Annotated in this window: 23 protein-coding genes and 1 tRNA gene; 17 read left to right on the top strand and 7 right to left on the bottom strand. The window is 47.5% G+C overall.

The annotated features are described in order from the left end of the window. The first annotated feature begins 15 nt into the window (after positions 1-15). On the top strand, positions 16-1,434 hold the full coding sequence (locus ABD980_RS06410; RefSeq protein WP_345370437.1) for an FAD-binding oxidoreductase: 1,419 nt from the start codon (positions 16-18) through the stop codon (positions 1,432-1,434). Between the two features lie 7 nt (positions 1,435-1,441). Next, the gene (locus ABD980_RS06405) at positions 1,442-2,155 is read left to right on the top strand and encodes a phosphatase PAP2 family protein (RefSeq protein ID WP_345370435.1); all 714 of its coding nucleotides are present in this window, start codon (positions 1,442-1,444) and stop codon (positions 2,153-2,155) included. Here ABD980_RS06405 and ABD980_RS06400 read toward each other — a convergent pair. The 4 genes from ABD980_RS06400 to mutM all read right to left on the bottom strand — a co-directional run bounded on the left by ABD980_RS06400 (position 2,152) and on the right by mutM (position 5,954). After that, on the bottom strand, positions 2,152-2,352 hold the full coding sequence (locus tag ABD980_RS06400) for a DUF2783 domain-containing protein (RefSeq protein ID WP_300648327.1): 201 nt from the start codon (positions 2,350-2,352) through the stop codon (positions 2,152-2,154). The genes ABD980_RS06405 and ABD980_RS06400 overlap by 4 nt on opposite strands. Beyond that, on the bottom strand, positions 2,339-3,985 hold the full coding sequence (locus tag ABD980_RS06395; protein ID WP_345371134.1) for an FAD-dependent oxidoreductase: 1,647 nt from the start codon (positions 3,983-3,985) through the stop codon (positions 2,339-2,341). The genes ABD980_RS06400 and ABD980_RS06395 overlap by 14 nt, the downstream gene beginning before the upstream one ends. A 62-nt stretch (positions 3,986-4,047) precedes the next feature. After that, a complete protein-coding gene (locus ABD980_RS06390; protein ID WP_345370432.1) occupies positions 4,048-5,010 on the bottom strand; it encodes an MBL fold metallo-hydrolase in 963 nt (320 codons plus the stop codon). 119 nt (positions 5,011-5,129) lie between these two features. Beyond that, a complete protein-coding gene (gene mutM, locus ABD980_RS06385; protein WP_300648323.1) occupies positions 5,130-5,954 on the bottom strand; it encodes a bifunctional DNA-formamidopyrimidine glycosylase/DNA-(apurinic or apyrimidinic site) lyase in 825 nt (274 codons plus the stop codon). Positions 5,955-6,037: 83 nt separating this feature from the next. Here mutM and ABD980_RS06380 point away from each other — a divergent pair, with 83 nt between their 5' ends. The 12 genes from ABD980_RS06380 to ABD980_RS06325 all read left to right on the top strand — a co-directional run bounded on the left by ABD980_RS06380 (position 6,038) and on the right by ABD980_RS06325 (position 15,765). Then, positions 6,038-7,804: a tetratricopeptide repeat protein gene (locus tag ABD980_RS06380; RefSeq protein ID WP_345370429.1), complete on the top strand. Its 1,767-nt coding sequence runs from the start codon at positions 6,038-6,040 to the stop codon at positions 7,802-7,804. Further along, positions 7,801-8,373, top strand: a complete 573-nt coding sequence (locus tag ABD980_RS06375) for an outer membrane lipoprotein LolB (protein WP_300648320.1) — start codon at positions 7,801-7,803, stop codon at positions 8,371-8,373. The genes ABD980_RS06380 and ABD980_RS06375 overlap by 4 nt, the downstream gene beginning before the upstream one ends. Positions 8,374-8,383: 10 nt before the next feature. Next, positions 8,384-9,313, top strand: coding sequence for a 4-(cytidine 5'-diphospho)-2-C-methyl-D-erythritol kinase (gene ispE / locus ABD980_RS06370; protein WP_377536148.1), 930 nt, complete (start codon positions 8,384-8,386; stop codon positions 9,311-9,313). Further along, a tRNA-Gln gene (locus ABD980_RS06365) sits at positions 9,304-9,380 on the top strand. The genes ispE and ABD980_RS06365 overlap by 10 nt, the downstream gene beginning before the upstream one ends. 123 nt (positions 9,381-9,503) lie before the next feature. Next, on the top strand, positions 9,504-10,454 hold the full coding sequence (locus tag ABD980_RS06360) for a ribose-phosphate pyrophosphokinase (RefSeq protein WP_260649344.1): 951 nt from the start codon (positions 9,504-9,506) through the stop codon (positions 10,452-10,454). A gap of 77 nt (positions 10,455-10,531) precedes the next feature. Continuing rightward, positions 10,532-11,170 carry a 50S ribosomal protein L25/general stress protein Ctc gene (locus tag ABD980_RS06355; protein ID WP_300648319.1) on the top strand — a complete coding sequence of 213 codons (639 nt, stop codon included), beginning with the start codon at positions 10,532-10,534 and terminating at the stop codon, positions 11,168-11,170. A gap of 127 nt (positions 11,171-11,297) precedes the next feature. Next, positions 11,298-11,891 carry an aminoacyl-tRNA hydrolase gene (pth, locus tag ABD980_RS06350; RefSeq protein WP_300648317.1) on the top strand — a complete coding sequence of 198 codons (594 nt, stop codon included), beginning with the start codon at positions 11,298-11,300 and terminating at the stop codon, positions 11,889-11,891. Beyond that, on the top strand, positions 11,888-12,667 hold the full coding sequence (locus ABD980_RS06345; RefSeq protein ID WP_300648315.1) for a CPBP family intramembrane glutamic endopeptidase: 780 nt from the start codon (positions 11,888-11,890) through the stop codon (positions 12,665-12,667). The genes pth and ABD980_RS06345 overlap by 4 nt, the downstream gene beginning before the upstream one ends. A gap of 51 nt (positions 12,668-12,718) precedes the next feature. Then, on the top strand, positions 12,719-13,810 hold the full coding sequence (gene ychF, locus ABD980_RS06340; RefSeq protein ID WP_300648313.1) for a redox-regulated ATPase YchF: 1,092 nt from the start codon (positions 12,719-12,721) through the stop codon (positions 13,808-13,810). 107 nt (positions 13,811-13,917) lie between these two features. Beyond that, the gene (locus ABD980_RS06335) at positions 13,918-14,220 is read left to right on the top strand and encodes an ArsR/SmtB family transcription factor (RefSeq protein ID WP_260649339.1); all 303 of its coding nucleotides are present in this window, start codon (positions 13,918-13,920) and stop codon (positions 14,218-14,220) included. Between the two features lie 19 nt (positions 14,221-14,239). Next, positions 14,240-14,578 (top strand): carboxymuconolactone decarboxylase family protein, encoded by a 339-nt coding sequence (locus ABD980_RS06330; protein WP_260649338.1) that lies wholly within the window; start codon positions 14,240-14,242, stop codon positions 14,576-14,578. 188 nt (positions 14,579-14,766) lie between these two features. Then, positions 14,767-15,765 (top strand): cytochrome-c peroxidase, encoded by a 999-nt coding sequence (locus tag ABD980_RS06325; RefSeq protein WP_345370418.1) that lies wholly within the window; start codon positions 14,767-14,769, stop codon positions 15,763-15,765. Positions 15,766-15,792: 27 nt separating this feature from the next. On the opposite strand, the gene ABD980_RS06320 is transcribed toward ABD980_RS06325, so the two are convergent. Beyond that, positions 15,793-16,197 carry a group III truncated hemoglobin gene (locus tag ABD980_RS06320; RefSeq protein WP_345370416.1) on the bottom strand — a complete coding sequence of 135 codons (405 nt, stop codon included), beginning with the start codon at positions 16,195-16,197 and terminating at the stop codon, positions 15,793-15,795. A 155-nt stretch (positions 16,198-16,352) separates the two neighbouring features. Here ABD980_RS06320 and ABD980_RS06315 point away from each other — a divergent pair, with 155 nt between their 5' ends. The 3 genes from ABD980_RS06315 to ABD980_RS06305 all read left to right on the top strand — a co-directional run bounded on the left by ABD980_RS06315 (position 16,353) and on the right by ABD980_RS06305 (position 18,435). Beyond that, entirely contained in the window at positions 16,353-16,694 is a 342-nt protein-coding gene (locus tag ABD980_RS06315) for a protein tyrosine phosphatase family protein (RefSeq protein WP_260649335.1), read from the top strand. Positions 16,695-16,781: 87 nt separating this feature from the next. Further along, the gene (locus tag ABD980_RS06310) at positions 16,782-17,243 is read left to right on the top strand and encodes a universal stress protein (RefSeq protein WP_260649334.1); all 462 of its coding nucleotides are present in this window, start codon (positions 16,782-16,784) and stop codon (positions 17,241-17,243) included. Positions 17,244-17,358: 115 nt separating this feature from the next. Further along, positions 17,359-18,435: an acyl-CoA thioesterase/BAAT N-terminal domain-containing protein gene (locus ABD980_RS06305; protein WP_345370413.1), complete on the top strand. Its 1,077-nt coding sequence runs from the start codon at positions 17,359-17,361 to the stop codon at positions 18,433-18,435. Here the strand turns inward: ABD980_RS06305 and ABD980_RS06300 are convergent. Together ABD980_RS06300 and fdhD are read right to left on the bottom strand one after the other, a co-directional pair. Continuing rightward, entirely contained in the window at positions 18,424-18,678 is a 255-nt protein-coding gene (locus ABD980_RS06300; RefSeq protein WP_260649332.1) for a formate dehydrogenase subunit delta, read from the bottom strand. The two genes, ABD980_RS06305 and ABD980_RS06300, sit on opposite strands and share 12 nt — an antisense overlap. Next, positions 18,668-19,531 (bottom strand): formate dehydrogenase accessory sulfurtransferase FdhD, encoded by an 864-nt coding sequence (gene fdhD, locus ABD980_RS06295; protein WP_345370411.1) that lies wholly within the window; start codon positions 19,529-19,531, stop codon positions 18,668-18,670. Before fdhD ends, ABD980_RS06300 begins: the two co-directional genes overlap by 11 nt. Positions 19,532-19,533: the final 2 nt, after the last annotated feature.

The following is a 19,533-nucleotide window of genomic DNA, read 5'->3' as shown; positions in this document are numbered from 1 at the left end:
CGAAGGATATCAGGAATGGCACTAGCACAAATTACACAAATCGTAGGCGCTGATCATGTTTGGACAGGTCAGTTAATGCAACCTTTTTTAACGGATTGGCGTGGGCGCTATCAGGGGGATGCCCTCGCCGTGGTGCGCCCGGCGTCGACAGCAGAGGTCGCCGCTGTAGTTCGTTGTTGTGCGCAACATCGTCTTGCTATTGTCCCTCAGGGGGGAAACACCAGTTTATGTGGAGCGGCCACACCCAGTCAGCAGCCAGCTATTATTTTGTCGTTGCAACGATTAAATCGCATTCGCTCCATTGATGTAGATAATGACACCATGGTGGTTGAGGCGGGCTGTATCTTACAGACAGTACAAGAAGCAGCGCTTGCAGAGAACCGGTTGTTTCCGTTGCGGTTAGCGGCCGAGGGCAGCTGTACGATAGGGGGAAATCTAGCCACAAATGCAGGGGGGACACAGGTGCTGCGCTATGGAAATACTCGTGACTTGGTGCTAGGCCTAGAGGTGGTGACGCCGAGCGGTGACATTTGGCACGGTCTGCATGGTTTACGAAAAGATAATAGTGGCTACGATTTGCGTCACTTATTTATAGGTAGTGAAGGTACACTGGGAATCATTACCGCGGCGACATTAAAATTGTATCCGGTGCCGGTAGCACAATATACGGCTTTGATTGCTTTACACTCCGTTTCGGCTGCGGTGCAGTTGTTAAATCATTGTCGCCAGGGTTTTGCGGCGAGCTTAACGGGCTTTGAGCTCATGGCGCACAACTGCTTAGAGGCCGTGGTGCAGTGCTTTCCTGAGCAGCGTATCGGCTTTACGGGAGCTAGTGCTCAGGCGCCATGGTATGTGCTGCTGGAGCTATCGGACTATGAAAGCGAAAGCCATGCGCGGGAGCGCTTAGAACATATTTTAGGTCAAGCCCTTGAGCAACACATTGCTTTAGATGTGATCATGGCTGAAAACCTAACACAAAGCCAAGCGCTATGGCATTTGCGCGAAAGCATCCCCTTAGCTGAAAAAGTTTTAGGTAAAAGCATTAAGCACGATATTGGTGTACCGACCTCGCAGGTTGCTGCTTTTGTTGAGGAAACCAATGCGTTGATTCAACAAGCCTACCCCGGGGTAGAGCATGTGATTTTTGGGCATTTAGGCGATGGTAACTTGCATTACAACGTTGCCAAAGGTTCAGCTTATAGCGAAGCTGAGCTTTTGGCATTAGAGCAGCGGGTGTATCGTATTGTGTTTGATCAGCTGACTAAATATCAAGGCACCATTAGCGCAGAGCATGGGGTAGGGCAATTAAAACGTGATTGGTTACCACAATATAAGGATCCGGTTGCGTTGCAGCTAATGCATCAAATTAAGCAGGCTTTGGATCCATTGAACATCATGAATCCCGGCAAAGTATTATCTCAACAAGAAAAATAGAAGTAGTATGTGTTTTTTTAATTCAGCGCTAGGTCGCTATTATAGTTTGCATAGTTTTTTGGTATTTGGCTTATGGGCGGCATTAGCGGCGTGGTGGCAACAGCAAAGCGGGGATTTAGCCCTGTCGGCGTATTTTTATGATACCGAGACACAGCAGTTTCCCTATGCGTTGCAATCATTTATTTATGCATTTGGTAAATATTGGATTTGGTTTCTACCTTTTGCGGGGGCGGCGGTTTGGCTGGTTTTAGCGCAATCCCAGCAAAACATAACTCGCTCACTGTACCGGCGGGTAGCAGGATTTTTTTTTAGTGCACCTTTGTTGGTGGGGGGACTTAAGCAGTTTACAGCGATGCCGCGCCCTATGCACCTGCTAGAGTTCGGGGGCGATCAAATCATGCCGTCTACATTTTGGGCCAGTGGTTTTGCAGAGGGGGCAGGGGCGCTACCCAGTGTGCATGCCACATGTGGTTTTATTTTTATGGCTTTTTATTATATAGGCTGGGTTCGTCAAAGTACGGTGTGGCGCTGGGGTGGGTTGGCGCTGGGAGTGGCATTAGGCTTAGGGTTTGGGTTTTTACGCATCATGCAGGGCTATCATACGTTAAGCCAAGTATTGTGGGCAGGCGCAGTCGTATGGCTTTATGCAAGCCTATGGTTTTTACCATCATTAAAACAAGCGGGGTGCATATCGCTTGCCCCCCGCTGTGATCGTGGTTAGTCGCTGGTTAGGGCGGTTTGGCGTGCGATTTGAAGCGCATTTTCTAATACCGTCCTTTTGCCAATATGATTAGATAGCAGCAAAACCAATGCGGCATTCATCGCATGGCTTTGACTGGTGCTTAAGTCTTCGTGCGCCTCAATAAGTTGCGCATAAAACTCATCCACTTGCTCAATATTTAGATCAGTGTTCAGCATAGGCGTCTCCTTGGGTGTAGCCGCAGGCTCGTTTTAGGGCGGCGTTAATCTTAGCCACCGTGGGCTGTCGCCAACGTGCGCTTAGATGCTGATCAGGGCGAAATAAAAAGGCCGCACCGGACTGAGCATCATAACGCTGTTGCCATATTCCAAAATGATCATGCAATACCGTAAAGCCACTTGGTGGGATGGTGGGTGTGTTTTGAGCGGGATAAATCAACACCACTTGAAGCGTTTCGTGCTGAGCTAAAGCGCTTAGGGAGCTGAGTTGATCATCACGTGGGTTAAACATCGCTAAGGTAAAACGATGACCTAAATGTGAGAGCCACCATGTGCTTTGTGCTTGTTGACGCAAGGGCGCATCAAGAGCCGCTGCCCCCAACGGCATATTAGAGGCGAAAGTGTCTTCGTCAGGTGTTGTTAAGGGGCTTTGCGGATAGCTGCTAGGGGTAGATAAGCGTCCACTATTCACCATGCTGCGGGCAAAAGCGTGGTGCTTGGCAAGACGTAACACAGTATCGCGAAATAAGCGGCTAATCTCGCTTTTTGGTGTAATGAAATCCGTGGCGCGGCTTGAGTGCAGTAAATTTTCATCGGCAGCAGCATGGCGCTCTATACAATAACTATCTAATAATTGTTCGGGCGCGAGGCCACGCAAATATAAGTCAAGTTTCCACGCTAAATTATCGCTATCTTGAATTCCGCTATTGGCCCCACGAGCGCCAAAAGGTGATACTCGATGAGCCGCATCCCCGGCAAAAAATACGCGGCCAAACCTAAAGTTCTCCATCCGTTCGCAAGCAAAGGTGTAGATGCTGATCCATTCGAACTCAAAGTCGACATCAGCGCCGAGCAAAGCTTGTACGCGGGGACGCACATTTTGTTCTTTGACCTCTTCGATGGGATCCGCATCCCAGCCTAATTGAAAGTCAATACGCCACACGCCATCGGGTTGGCTGTGTAACAATACTGATTGGTTGGGATGAAACGGCGGATCAAACCAAAACCAGCGCTCGGCGGGATAATGCGCTTTCATACGCACATCGGCAATTAAAAACCGGTCTTGGAAAATACGCCCTTGGCTGCATTGACCTAACATGCCGCGTAAAGGTGAGCGCGCACCATCGCAGGCCAATAACCAGTCCGTTTGGATTTGATAGTGTCCATCTGGGGTTTGAATGCGGAGCGTGACCTGCTGTGGTTGGTTATCTAAAGCGATGACTTTATGTTTAACCCGAATATCCACCCCAAGTGCTTGTGCTCGCTCAAACAAGTAGCCTTCGCAGTAGTACTGTTGCAAATTGATGAAGGCTGGGCGGCGATGTAAGGGCTCAGGCAACAGATTCATGTGCCAGACCTCCTCGTCTCGGAAAAATACTTTGCCTACATTCCAAGACACCCCTTTGTTGACCATACGCTCGCCTACCCCAAGACGATCCCAGATATCGAGAGTCCGCTTGGCAAAACAAATGGCCCGCGAGCCGACAGAAAAGCGATCCCCGTCATCGACAAGCACTACCGCTTGCCCACGCTGGGCCAAATCAATAGCCAGGCTTAGCCCAACCGGGCCTGCCCCAACCACCACAATAGGATGGTATTCATCTTGTGTAGGGGTGGGGCTGGGGGGAAGGATGGTGGTTTGGTAGTTTGTCTCCTGCACCCTATTTCTCCTTGAAAAATGGTCGGTGTGGGGTATTAGTTACCCTCGAGTTCTTTCCACATTTCAATATCACGCTCGGCGGTCCAAATGCGCGGGTCCTCGTAGCCGTTAACTTCGTCATAGGCCCGCGATACATCAAAAGGCATACAGTGATCAAAAATCACCCAATCGGCGTAGCGAGGCTTCATAAAATCATAAGTTTCGCGATAAATGGTTTTTAGGTCTTTACCTGCGGCGACGCCTTGATTGACGCAGGTATACAAATCAGTCAAAAAGGCGCGCGTGCCTGCAAGTGCTTGCCGGACTTCTGTGGGGTTTTTTAAAGCTGGGCCACGGCCGGGGACCATTTTCTCGGCTTCAAACTCAGCAAGATTATCAAGCGTTTGCGGCCACTCACGGAAATAGCAATCGCCTGCATACGGCGTGGATTGGTATTCAACCAAATCGCCCGCAAAGAGAATTTTTTGTTCTGGTAACCAAGCAATGGTATCGCCTTTGGTGTGACCTCGACCCACTTGCATGATCTGGACTTCAAGATTGCCTAAATCCACGGTCATAAAGCCATCAAAGGTCATGGTTGGCCAGGTTAAGCCTTCGGGGATAGATTCGACTGCTCTAAATAAACGCGGAAAGCGTCCGATCTCACTGGCTTTGTCTTCTTCTCCACGTTCGACAATCAAATCATAGGTATCACGACTCGCTATGATTTCTTGAGCGTTATAAGCCGAGGCCCCTAATACACGCACAGCGTGGTAGTGGGACAGCAAAATATACTTGATGGGTTTATCGGTGACTTCGCGGATGCGGCGAATAACGTCTTCTGCCATCACGGGTGTGGCTTGGGTGTCAATCACCATGACCGCCTCATCACCAATAATGACACCAGTATTTGGGTCACCTTCGGCTGTATAGGCATAGGCGTTATCGGATAGCTTTTCAAAGGAAACGACTTTGTCTTCCATGTCACCATGGGATGCAAATTGTTTAGGTGTGCTCATAATTCCTCCTAATGATTCAGGTAAATCATAGTGCCAAATTCGTTTATGTACAATGCATTTGTTATAGGTGAATACCTTAGGTGAAAAAATGCCGCGTTCTCGCGGCGTGAGCGTAGGAGTTATTTTTGGCAGAGAGGACAAAAATAGGTGGCGCGTTGGTTTTGTACGATACGCCGAATAGGGGTAGTACAAACGGGGCAGGGGGCACCGACTTTGCCATAGACTTGGGCGTGCAGATCAAAATAAGCGCCGGCTTCGCCAGAAGCATTAAGATAATCTTTTAGGGTGCTGCCCCCAGAATCCAGTGCTTGTTGTAATGTTTCCACAATCGCTGCATGTAGACGTTGAGCTTGACGTAGGCTGAGTTGGTTCGCAGCTAAGGTTGGGTCGATACGCGCTTTAAACAACGATTCCGAAGCATAGATATTGCCCACGCCGACGACAATTTGTCCAGCAAGCAGTACGCTTTTTATTGTCGCTTTTCGATTTGATAACTGTTGATGAAAGGACTCTGGGTTAAACTCAGGGCTAAATGGTTCAACGCCTAGCTTCTTTAACAGGGGGTGTTGCAAAATTGGCCCATCTTTTAGATCGTGCCAAAGCACGGCACCAAAGCGACGCGGATCATGCAGTAAAAAACGGGCATGATCAAATTGCCATTCCACATGATCGTGCTTTAGACGTGGCGCATCCAACGGCACACGGCGTAAGGAACCAGACATGCCTAAATGAATGATTTGGTAGCCATGAGCAAAGCGAATAAGCAAATATTTGCCGCGACGCTCACAGGCAAGAACGGGCTGATTATTGACTAAATCACTCATGTTAGGTGGAATAGGCCAACGCATTTTGGGCTGATAGACCACGCATTGGCGTAAAATCTGGTTGGGCATAAGCGTCGCTATTCCGCGACGTGTGGTTTCAACTTCGGGTAATTCAGGCATATTGAGGTGCTACTATCATTGACTATAAGATAGTCATATTGTGCCATTAGGCTAAATTTCATGCGCGGCTGCGCCAGGTTTGGATGAATTTAAAATCGTTATTATTTCGCACGGTTGTCTTATCTGCATTGATGGGGGGGGCTGCATGGGCTACCGATGTCATGGAGTTAAAACCCATAGAGCATATTCAGTTGCGTAGCGACGGTCTTCCTATTGTGACGCTAAGCCCTGATGTGTTGTATCGGATTTTAGTTGGCGAGGTAGCAGTGCAGCAAGGTGACTACGATACAGCAAGTCAAACCTTCTTGAGCTTGGCCAAAGATACCGCAGACCCTCGTTTTGCGCAGCGAGCCTTTCAGTTTTCTATGGCGGATAATAATCTTTCGCGAGGGATTGCTGCAGCCAAAGAATGGTCTTTATTAGCACCTAATGACCCCGAGGCTAAAGCAACTGCTCTAGCCTTGGAAGCATCTACAGGGCAAACCACAGGGTTAGCTCAAACGCTTTATCAGCGTATTGATCGGGCGACAGATAAGGAACAGGCGATTATTCAAGCCATGGGCATTATTAGCAAAATGGTGGATAGCCGCTTGGCCTTAGACGTTTTAGAAAAATCGCTACCAAAAAATGTAAGGCAGCTAACTATTAGTCATTTAGCTTTGTCCGATGTGGCTTGGTCTGCGCAAAACCCACAGCGGGCACTACAAGAGGCGCGTCTAGCCTTAGCGAATGAGCCAGATTCTGAGCTGGCTATGCAACGGGTACTGGAGTATGGTTTGCAAGTTGATCAACAAAAGGTCATAGAGCAAGCTAAGCAGTTTGTGCAAAACAACCCAGACTCTCGCGATTTGCCCTTATTATTGATAAATCGTCTAGTGGATTTAGGCGAATATGATCAGGCCTTGGAACAACTAGCGGTGATGCAAAAGCGCAATCCCGAGGATTTTGATTTGCAGTTTACGCAAGCCGAGATCAATATCCGTGCTGAACGCTTTGATACGGCAATTGCCTTGTTAAATGAATACATTTCTGTACAAAATCAACGTCGTCAAAGCCTTGATGATGCGACCACTACGGCGCTAAGCAGTATATCCGATGCTCGCTTGTCTTTAGTGCAGATCGCAGAAAAGCAAAATAACCTCCACGAGGCGATCCGTCAGCTAGATCTCATCGAGGAGCCGGCGCTGTTATTTCAGGTGCGAGTGCATCGCGCTGTTCTAGAAGCACGTTTGGGTAACTTAAAAAAAGCCAATCGCACATTAGATAGTTTAGGTGTGCTTAATAAGCGCGACCAGGCGGTCGTGGACTTAACACGGGCTGCCATTTTACGCGAGGCAGGGCGCACAGATCAGGCTGTTGAGGTCTTAGAGCGCTCAGATAAAGAACTACCAGACACCCCCGAGATTAAATACGATTTGGCCATGCTGTATGCCAGCCAAGGTCGCTACGAAGACCTTGAGCCGTTGTTACGTCAGGTGATTGAGCTGCAGCCATTTAATGCCAATGCTTATAATGCGCTGGGTTATACCTTTGTGGATCAAAACAAAAATCTGGATGAGGCACAGGGGCTTTTAGAGCAAGCTTTAGAGCTGGAGCCTGATAACCCTTATATTTTAGATAGTGTTGGTTGGTATCTTTATCGTGTAGGAGACTATCAAGCAGCGCTCGAATATTTAATGCGCTCTTATGAGCGACTGCCTGACCCAGAGGTAGCGGCCCATTTAGGCGAAGTGTTATGGATGAAAGGACGTCAAGGCGAGGCCATCGACATTTGGCGTCAAGCCTGGGATGCTGAAAATCCAAATCACAGCTTAGAGCGAACTATGCAGCGGTTTGGGGTTAAGCCATGACACGTAGACAATATCTTAAAGTAGGGCTAGTAGCTGGAGTGGTTGTTTTGCTTAGCGCCTGTGCAGCACCCCTTCCGGTAACCACACCAACAGCGCAGGATGAGCAGTTTATACGCTCTGGGCGCTTTGCGCTTGCGGTAGATAACGCAGACGGGAGTCGCGATGCTGTCCAAGGGGGGTTCCAATGGCAAGAAAACCCTCAACGCCTTCAGTTGGACTTAACTAACCCTATGGGGACAGTGTTAGCGCGCGTAGAGGCGAGTGCGACAGGAGCGATATTGCGTTATCCGAATGGGCAGACAGAATATGCTACCTCACCAGATGCGCTGGTAGAGCAGCTTTTTGGCTATGCAATTCCTGTAGAGGGGATGCGAGATTGGCTACGAGGCCAAACCGGTTCGCGTCCTACTACGGATTTAGCCTTGCAACAACAGCAGCCTAGTTATTTCGTACAAGACGGTTGGCGAGTACGTTTACAGCGTTATGATGCACTTGGGCCCAAATTACTACAGATGCATCGTCATCAGGCCCAGCAAAACTTATCCGTTCGTATTGTGGTTGACTACTAATATGGCTGTACTGAGTCTGGAGCGTGTGCCAGCACCGGCAAAGCTGAACCTGTTTTTACATATTGTGGGGCGGCGCTCCGATGGCTATCATTTGCTCCAAAGCGTTTTTACCTTTGTGGATTTATGCGATTATCTGGACTTTCAGCGTCGCGATGATGGGGTGATTACGCGAGCAGGGCAGAGCTTAGCCGGATTAACCGAGGATGACGACTTAATCATTCAAGCAGCTCGATTATTACAGCGTGCTACAGGGACACATTTTGGTGCCACGATTGCTTGTGATAAACGAATACCTGCTGGAGCCGGCTTAGGAGGGGGCTCCAGTAATGCAGCAACCACCCTCATTGCGTTAAACCGATTATGGCAAACTGGGTTAAGTCGTACCCAGCTCATGCAGCTTGGTGTGCAACTGGGAGCGGATGTGCCGGTTTTTATTTTTGGACAGAGCGCATTTGCTCAGGGAATTGGTGAGCAATTACAGGCAATAACTCTACCCAATTTAAGTTATTTACTGATTAAGCCTGACGTTTTTGTGAGTACGCCGGCTATTTTTCAAGATCAGGGCTTGACAAGAGATTCAAAGCCCGTCATAATTACAGACTTTACAGATTCTTTAATAAGCATTGATCCACAAAAAAATCATTCAGTTTTGTTTTTTGGTGAAAATGTTTTAGAAACTGTGGCATGTAAACAAGCTCCAAAAATTAAGATTTTGTTACAGGGCTTGCGTAAAAACGATTTACATGCTAGAATGACTGGGTCGGGTTCTTGTGTTTTTGTTGGGTTTAAAGACAAAGAGCAAGCCACTAGACAAAACAGTTATTTAAGCGGTATAATTTTGCACGGACAGCCAACGATGCAAATGCCCTCAGATCGATGGGTGGTAAATGGGTTAAATACTCATCCGCTGTATACTTGGTTGAAAGAATTTGGGGATTAGCCAAGCTGGTTAAGGCACCGGATTTTGATTCCGGCATGCGAAGGTTCGAATCCTTCATCCCCAGCCATACATTTACAGACCTTTAGGTCTGCGTCATAATAAAGCTGTTGAGCCACATCATCACGTTGATTGTGGTCAACGGCTTTATTTTTTCGTCACGCATCCAAATCATATCTACGTCCCTCACATCATGGCACATGACCGATTCATGATTTTCACCGGTACAGCAAACCCACGTTTGGCTGTAGATGTTGCAAATCACTTAGACATGTCTCTTGGCAAAATGACCGTAGGTCGCTTCTCTGACGGAGAAGTCATGGTCGAAATCAACGAAAACGTGCGCGGTCGCGATGTTTTTGTATTACAGCCAACCTGCGCTCCCACCAATGACAATTTAATGGAAATCATGGTAATGGTCGATGCCTTGCGTCGTGCCTCTGCCGGTCGCATTACCGCGGCGATTCCATACTTTGGTTACGCCCGCCAAGACCGTCGTCCGCGTTCTGCGCGCGTCGCCATTTCTGCTAAAGTCGTTGCAAACATGCTTCAAGTCGTAGGCGTAGATCGCGTTATGACTATGGATTTGCACGCGGATCAGATTCAAGGCTTTTTTGATATACCTGTCGATAATATTTACGCCTCCCCTATCCTTTTAGGTGATATTTGGCGCTGTAATTACAAAGACTTGGTTGTGGTCTCCCCTGATATTGGTGGGGTAGTGCGAGCTCGCGCTTTAGCTAAACAGCTAGAAGCCGACCTGGCGATTATCGATAAGCGTCGTCCTCGTGCGAATGTGTCCGAAGTCATGAACATTATTGGCGATGTCAATGGTCGTACATGTATTTTAATGGATGACATGGTGGATACGGCTGGCACACTATGTAAAGCTGCCGAGGCGCTGAAACAACGGGGTGCTGTAGCAGTTTATGCTTACTGTACTCACCCTGTTTTATCTGGCGAAGCCATTGAGCGCATCAATAACTCTGAATTGAACGAGCTGGTTGTAACGGATACCATTCCACTTTCTGCCGAAGCAAAAGCATGCAGTAAGATCCGTCAGCTTTCTTGTGCAGCACTACTGGGCGAAACCATGTTGCGCATCTCTAACGCTGAGTCTGTGAGCTCGTTATTTGTTGATTAAATTTTCTCGTTAGGTGCTGGTCGCGGCACCTGGCGTTTTTAACTGTTTGCGAAATACCGCAATTTTGGAGTTTTCCCATGAAATTCAAAGCCTTTAAGCGCGATGTACAGGGATCGAGTGCGAGCCGCCGCCTGCGTCGTGCTGGCCAAGTTCCCGCTATTGTTTATGGTGGTAACGCTGAGCCAGTCGCTATCACGCTCGACCACAACCAAATCTACCACGACTTACGTAAAGACGTTTTCCATGCTTCTATTCTAGACATGGATTTGGACGGTAAGGTCGAAAAAGTATTGCTGCGTGCTGTGCAGTGGCATGCTTACAAACCTCAGGTTTTACACGTTGATTTCCAGCGTGTACGTGCTGATCAGCCTATTACTACACGTGTACCGTTGAACTTCATCAACGGCGATGACAGCCCCGCTGTTAAGCTACATGCTCAGGTAATTAGCCAGCTTCTAGTGGATCTAGAGATCACTTGTTTGCCAGCTAACTTACCTGTTTCCATCGATGTGGACTTGGCTAACCTTGATGCGGGTGAAACCATTACCCTATCTGCGATTGAGCTGCCCGAGGGCGTCGAATACGCCGGTGCAAGCACCGATCCAGATCCTGCCCTGGCAACAGCTTTGGCCGTGGGTGGTGGTGCTGAAGAAGAAAGCGAAGACGGTGAAGATGGTGGCGAAGGCGAAGCAGCCGAAGAGCCAAGCGCAGAGTAATATTTATATTACAGCGCATTGCGTTAACGCTATGCTTGATAAAAACCCCTGCTACATAGCAGGGGTTTTTTATTGAAATGACGTAAAATCAAAGCATTTTGTCTGTGGCTGCTTTTTAGGTAGAGATATGTCTGAAGGAATACGCTTAATTGTAGGGCTGGGAAATCCAGGGGCCGAGTATGAGAAAACCCGTCATAATGCTGGGTTTTGGTTAGCCGATGCTTATGCACAAAAGTTGCATGCTAGCTTTAGCTTAGAAAAAAACATGTCTGCTTGGGTAGCCAAAGGTCGTCACAATGGGCAAGCGATTATTCTCGCCAAGCCAACGACGTTTATGAACCGATCAGGTCAGGCAGCTGGCGCACTGATGCGTTTTTATAAATTGCAGCCCGAGCAGGTATTGGTATTACACGATGAGCTTGATTTATTGCCTGGGCAGGCGAAATTAAAAAAAGGGGGTGGGCATGCTGGGCACAATGGCTTGCGTGATATTCAGCAAGTGTTTTCTAGTCCGGATTTTTGGCGTTTACGTATAGGTATTGGGCATCCGCGCTCTTTGGGTTTAGCGCAACAGGTAGCTGCTTTTGTACTAAGCGCGCCGCGCGCTCAAGAGCGTGAGGCCATAGAGGATGCACTGTGGCGTAGCGAAGCCATCCTTTCTGCTTTACTCGAGGGGGATTTTGAGCTGGCCACTCGGCAATTACATGGGGGCAATGCGTGAACACATTAAGCTTTAAGCAAGAGCTACAAGACTTTTGGTGGTTTTTACGTCAACCGCGCTTAGCCCCACGTTTTGCGCAGCAAGATCTTGGGCATGGTTGGGTAACCGATTGGACCAATGGCTTAGGGGTAAAGCGCTTATTGCAATGGGTGGCCTTTTTATGGCTTATCAATATTACTGTTTTTGGCCCCTTGGCTGCCATGGTGGCGACTTCTGCTGGCGCCGAGCATAAGCTAGATTTTGGCCGAATACCTTGGAAACAGGCCATTTTATGGGCGCCGCTCATTGAGGAAATGGTGTTTCGTTATGTGTTGCGTCGCCCCTCGCAGTTTTTTTGGTTGATTCCTGTGACGCTATGGTGCTTATTGAGCGGGCCGCAAACGGTAACGGTGACGGTAGCATTGGCTGTAGTGGTGTTGCTTATTTGGCGACCTGCTACTGCAGGCTCCCAGCCAGCCTTATGGCGTCAAATCGGTTTGGGGGCACAGTGGCCTTGGCGTTGGTACCGTTGGTATTGCCGTCGTTTTGCGTGGTTTTTTTATGGGTCTACGGTTTTATTTGCGGCGTTGCATTTATATAATTTTAAATTCGATCAGATTGAGCTTTATACGTTACCGTTACTGATTTTGCCTCAGTTTGTCACTGGGTTGGTATTGGCGTGGTTACGTGTACGACGTGGGGTTGGAGCCAGTATCATTTTGCATGCATTATTTAATGCTGGGCCGTTGTTGTTAATTATGGCCATTATGCGATTGAACCCTGATCTTGCTCATTAACTCGTTATAATATCGCTTTTCTTTTCATCTACTTTCATTTTTAGGAATGCCATGTCTCTTCAATGCGGCATTGTTGGGCTACCCAACGTAGGTAAATCCACCTTATTTAATGCGCTCACCAAAGCAGGGATTGCAGCAGAAAACTACCCTTTCTGTACGATTGAGCCAAACGTGGGGGTGGTAGAGGTACCGGATCCTCGCTTAGTGCCTCTTGCTGAAATCGTAAAGCCAGAACGTGTTTTACCTGCTGTGGTGGAATTCGTTGATATTGCAGGTTTAGTGGCAGGAGCATCTGAAGGCGAAGGTTTAGGTAATCAGTTTTTAGCTAATATTCGTGAAACCGATGCCATTGTGCATGTGGTGCGTTGTTTCGAAGATGACAATGTGGTGCACGTTTCGGGCAAGGTAGATCCTATTGCCGATATCGAGGTCATTAATACTGAACTCGCGCTTGCGGATTTAGCAAGTGCTGAGCGAGCTTTGCAGCGTAACCAGCGCACCGCGCGCTCTGGTGATAAAGAGGCAATTCGTCTGTGTAACGCGTTAGAGCGTATTATTGCTGCCTTAGGCGAGGGCACTCCTGTACGGGCCTTAGATTTTGATGAGGCGGATCAGGCTGCTATCAAAACTTTTTGTTTTATTACAGCTAAGCCTGCTATGTATGTAGCTAACGTCAAAGAGGACGGCTTTGAGAATAACCCTTATTTAAAACTGGTCGAGGATTACGCTGCTAAAGAAAATGCTCCCGTTGTGGCGGTGTGTGCGGCGGTCGAAGCAGAGATTGCGCAACTCGATGATGAGGATAAGGCTGTGTTCCTTGAGGACATGGGCATGGAAGAACCAGGGCTGAATCGTGTGATTCGTGCTGGTTATACTCTGTTAGGCTTACAAACCTATTTTACAGCGGGGGTTAAAGAAGTTCGTGCATGGACTGTACCCGTTGGTGCCACAGCCCCGCAGGCAGCGGGAGTGATTCATACGGACTTTGAGCGTGGTTTTATTCGCGCGCAAACCATTGCTTACGAAGACTTTATTCAATATAAAGGTGAGCAAGGAGCCAAAGAGGCCGGTAAAATGCGTGCCGAAGGCAAAGACTACATTGTCCAAGATGGGGATGTGTTGAACTTTTTGTTTAACGTTTAGTCGCTGCTTTATCGTATCTGTTGTAAAAACCCCAAGCCATGGCAAAAGTTAGACTTGGGGTTTTTCTATTTTTGCTTTTTATATTAGATTTTGCTAAATTAGCAAGTATGGAAATAATGAATTTGCGCGATCAAATCCAGCCGCATGCTCAACAAGCTGCGGCACTGCTTAAGGCCATCGCTCACGAGGAACGTTTACTCATCCTTTGTGCTTTAGCTCAGGGTGAAAAATCTGCAGGTGATCTTTGGCAGCAGTCGACACTGAGTCAGTCTGCGTTTTCGCAGCATTTGGCCGTGTTGCGCAAAGAACAACTGGTCACGGTGCGTAAAGAAGCCCAAACCGTATTTTATTCATTAGATCATCCCATTGTGCTGCAGCTACTGCGCGTTTTGCGTCAGTCGTTGTGCTGATCATTTTTTAGGAAACACGATGAGTTTTAAAGATTTAACTGCAGGATTAAGCAAAGAAATGGCTGCGTTTGGCAAAAACCAGCCAGAGGTCATGGGACACTTTTCTAAATTAGCGCAGTCTGCCTCTAAAGATGGCACTCTCGATGCTAAAACCAAAGAGTTCATTGCTTTAGGTATTGCTATTGCCATCCGTTGTGATGCCTGTATTGGCTTCCATGTACAAGCTTTAGTAAAACTGGGGGTTACCCGTGAAGAGTTTGACGAGGTCATCAATACAGCGGTGTACATGGGTGGCGGCCCCTCTTTAATGTACGGTATGAAAGCCCAGCAAGCGTTTAACGAATTTTCTGCTGCTTAACTAGCTACTAACGGCGTAGCTAACGCTCAAAAAGGTATCTGTGCCTTTTTGAGCATTTTTTATGCTTTAAATAATTTAAGGCTATTAGCACTAACCCCTATATGGTTTGTTACAAACAGATACCCATGTTATAAGTAGGGATATACAGCAACCGGTTCGCTATTCACCTTTTATTATGGGAATACGCTATGTTGAGCTTTAGATTATCTGCTGCATTATTAGTGATGGGTATGGCATTTGGAGCCTCGGCCGCTTCGGTGCGCAATGAACCGGTGCAGCCCATTACTCCTGCCGAGATCACAGACCCAGCCAAAGTCGAGCTAGGTAAAAAACTTTTTTTTGATCCTCGTTTATCAAAATCCGGTTTTATTTCCTGTAACTCCTGTCATAACCTAAGTATGGGAGGGTCGGATAATCTTAAAACTTCGATTGGGGATCGCTGGCAAGAAGGCCCTATTAACTCTCCTACTGTTTTAAATTCTAGTCTTAATATGGCCCAGTTTTGGGATGGGCGAGCCGGCACACTTAAAGAGCAAGCAGGTGGTCCGATTGCTAATCCAAAAGAAATGGCATTTACGCATGAGCTAGCTGTAGAGGTGTTGCGCTCTATTCCACAGTATGTGGCTGAGTTTAATGCCGTTTATGGTAAAGAAGACTTTGGTATTGATGAGATCACCGATGCGATTGCTGTTTTTGAGGAAACATTAGTTACACCGGATGCTCCTTTTGATCTCTGGTTAAAAGGTGATGACAATGCGCTCACTGAGCAACAGCTTGCAGGCTATCAGCTTTTCAAAAATAGCGGTTGTGTTGCGTGTCACAATGGTGTGAACTTGGGCGGAACGTCTTTCCAAAAAATGGGTTTAATCGAACCGTATCAAACAACAAACCCCGCAGAGGGGCGTGCCGCGGTAACAGGCAAAGACGCAGACCGCTTTAGCTTTAAAGTTCCTACATTGCGTAATGTAGAGCTGACCTATCCTTATTTCCATGACGGGGCGGTAGACACACTCACCGAGGCAGTAGATATTATGGGGCGTTTACAGTTGGGACGTCATTTTACTGATGAGGAAAATGCGCAAATTGTTGCCTTTTTAAAATCTTTAACCGGTAAGCAGCCTGAAATCACTTTGCCGATTTTGCCACCATCACATGACAACACACCACGTCCAGTACCTTTTGATTAAATAAAAGCTGGGGTTACCCCAGCTTTTTTAATGGCGTAGTTGTAGCTCGGTGGGGGTGCGCTGGGGATTATGCTGGATTTGATAGCCCATCCACAGGCTGCGAGCAATGCGTTGGGCAAAAGCCCAGGCATCATTACCAAGCGGTTTGCAGGTTTGTTGTTGGCAGGTTTGGTGAAATAAATCGAGCCATTGCTCAAAAAGCTCTGCTGATAGGTCTGGAATAGCAGCGTGTTTCATCATGGGTGAGCCAGAAAAGCGTTGGGTTTTTAATAATAACGATGACCAAAAGTCCACCATTGTGGCCAAATGTGTTGGCCAGTCTGAAATGTGACGATTAAAAATAGGGCCCAGTTGTTCATGTTGACGAATGGCACCATAAAATTCGTTTACTAAATTTTCGATATCAGCAATGGTATAAGCAGGTTGTGACATAAGGCTATTCAAAAATTAAGAAATAATGTTAATTAGTGTGTATCGATTTACTAAGTAAGTACAGCTTTAGTTTTAGGGATTAATTAGGTGGTTGATTTACTCAAATTCATCTAAACTAAATAGATAATGGATCTATGCGTTTAGCGGAGAAATGAATGAGTTTTGAATTCCACAGCATTACCGCAGAGTTTGCTGTTGCCCCCCAGTTACAACCTGAACATATGCAAGCCGCTGCACAGGCTGGTTTTAAAAGCGTGATTATTAATCGTCCAGATCATGAGTTGGACGCCTCACAGCCGCAGTCGGATGTGATGATTCAGGCTGCTCAAGCTGCGGGTTTAGCGGTGCAGTATCAGCCCGTAGTATCTGGCTCCATTACATGGGATAACGTAGAGGAATTCAAGCAAATCTATCAAACCATGCCAAAACCAATTTTGGCTTATTGTCGTAGTGGCGCACGTTGTGCCAACCTTTATCAATTAGCACAACAAAATTGATATGCATCAATAAAGCTTGGATGCAAACTTGCTCAGTTACAAAGTAAGTATTACTCTTAACTAATCACTTCATCATTGGGGCAGACCATGTTTAAAAAAATCTTAATTCCTACCGACGGTTCTACTTTATCCGCTCAAGCCGCAAACAAAGGCGTGGCATTTGCTCGTCAGATTGGTGCTGAAATTGTAGCATTGCACGTTACGCAGCCTTTTGCGGCTACAGTCGGTTTTGATGGGATGGCTGCAGCCTATGCTATCACAGACGAAGACTACGAAAAAACGGCTGCGCAACAGTCCAGCAAATACATTCAAGCGGTTTTGGATCGTGCTGAAACAGCCGGGGTAAAAGCTTCCTCGCGCTCTGTCTCTAATTTTAATGTTGCCGATGCTGTGGCAAACACCGCTGCCGAGGAAGGCTGCGATTTAATCTTTATTGGTAGTCATGGTCGTAGTGGTCTTTCTCGTTTGCTGTTAGGTAGTGTGACGGCTAAAGTTCTGAACCTAGCGCCTTGCGCAGTATTGGTTTATCGCGTTAAAGACAATAGCTAATAACATATATTAGTTTTGTAATACCAAAGCCCATGCTCAGCATGGGCTTTTTCTTATTTTTAGGTTGTAATTAGTACAATAGCGGTCTTGTTTTCTACGCAAAAGAGGGCTTTATATGCTTCAAATCGCCATCGATTTTCCAGATAGTTTGATTGATATTGATCGCAAAATTACGATCAGTGGTGCTGCGGCCCATCAGTTAGTGACGGTGCAAACCATGACTGAACGCGGGGGCGGTCAGGTATGGCGTAGTCAATTGGTTTACAAGAGTGATGCGCAAGGCAAGGTAGATTTGAGCACAGCGGTTCCTGAGGGGATGGAGACGGCTTTGCCTTTGCAGTTGTTGTATGAGCAACGACCAGAAAATGCGGCCACTCAGGATGTATACCCTTTGTCTGTGCATCATGCTTTGCACACACAAATCGATGTGTCATCAGAGGGGCAACAAGCGCAAACGGTATTAACGCAGCGTTTAGCCACAGAAACAGTACAGCGGGTGGAACTAGATCAAGATGGTGTAAAAGGTGTGTTTTTTGTACCCACTTTTGCGGGGGATAAGCCTGCTGTGTTAGTGTTAAAGTCGGCAGCGGAGCAGCCCGTACAAGAAGAGCTGGCGGCTTTGTATGCAGCGCGGGGTTATATGGCATTGGCCTTGGATTATGCCCATACTCCTGCTGCAGAGGCGTCTAAAGAGGACCTGGCTCTGTTTGAGTGTGCTTTGCGTTGGTTGCGTGAATCATGCAAGCCTAAGCATCAGTTTGTGGCTGTATGTGGAACAGGGCAGGGTGCGCAGTTAGCTTTATTATTAGGTGTTCGGTTTAGCCTAGAGGTATCGGCAGTGATTGCGTGGGAACCTGCTACATCACAGTTTGAGGCACAATTAATAGCGGTTGATCAGTTACAAGGACCTTTATTGATGGCCTCTGGTAAGGCGCATCATGGTAGCGCCTACTTTAAGCAGGTGGTAGCGCAGCTAGAGCAAAGCGGGTTTGATTATCGTGTGCAATGGTATAACTTTGAAGGGGTAGCGGCAGGTTTACAGCCCCCGCATGTCCCCGTTCGTTTACATTGCGATGTGGCGTCGCAGGTAGTGGATTTAGCTACAGCGAATAAAACGCTTTGGTTTGGAGTGATCGCTTTTTTACACCAAGCGGTGGCAGAAGCAGCGACACCAAACCAGTTACACGCTTAGTTTTGGCAGCAAGGATTCTTTGTGGGCATGTAAAGCAGCGACAACAAGCGGATGTAGGCGAAGTGTACCTGCTTGCCCATCAGGGTGTTGTGTTAAGAAATCCAAAATGCTTTGGCGCATTCTAGGCTCCCAAAATAAGCGCACATGATCAGCGATTTCCTTTTGTGCAGCTTGTTGATCGGGCTGCGCCTGAAAAAACTCACCAATGCGGTTAATCATGGGAATTAAGGGATCAACTTGCATGGTCTTCCTCCGTTAAGTATTCGGCGTGGCTATACGCGCTAAATTGTTTTTCTCTGCCAAAAGCGATTAATAATAACCCCAGCTCCTCTGCAATGTGTTTGGCATAACTAGTAGGAGCGGATACGGCAACTAAGGCGGGCACGCCTATAGCAGCAGTTTTTTGTACCATTTCAAAGCTGGCGCGGCTAGACACCACAATCAACCCCTGGTTGATCACTAGGCTGGATTGACTAAGCAACTGGCCAATTAGCTTATCTAAGGCATTATGTCGACCTACATCTTCGCGTACTACGTGAATGGTGCCATTTAAGTCAGCCCAGCCCGCGGCATGAGTAGCACCTGTTATTTGATGCAAGGGTTGTTTGGCGCGTAGTTGGTCTAGTGCTGCAAAAACGGCGGTTGGAGAGTAGCGATGTATAGGTGGCGCTAACATAGGCAAATCGCGTTGTACCTCGCTGAGACTTTCTAAGCCGCACAACCCGCAGCCGGTGCGTCCGGCCAGTTGTCGCCGGCGTTGCTTTAGCTGATTTAAACAGGCAGAGGCGATTTCAATATCGACCACATATCCTTGTGCGTTTTGCTGGAGCGTAATGTCATAGATATCACTGGCGTGACGAATAATCCCTTCTGTAAAAGAAAAGCCAAGGGCTAGATCCTCTAGAAAGGTAGGGGTAGCAAGTAGAACGGCATGATTAATGCCGTTGTATTGCAAGGCCACGGGGACTTCCGTGGCGATAGCATCGACTTGGGTTAAGCGCTGTCCATGGCGGGGTTGCCGCCAGATGGACTGAGCTTGGTGAGCGGCCGACAGGTCTGTGTCGGCAGCGGTAAAAGTAGCGCTTATAGATGACATAG

It is taken from the genome of Paenalcaligenes hermetiae (assembly GCF_039543645.1).
Taxonomy (GTDB): domain Bacteria; phylum Pseudomonadota; class Gammaproteobacteria; order Burkholderiales; family Burkholderiaceae_B; genus Paenalcaligenes; species Paenalcaligenes hermetiae.
This window is presented reverse-complemented; position numbering and strand designations above follow the sequence as displayed.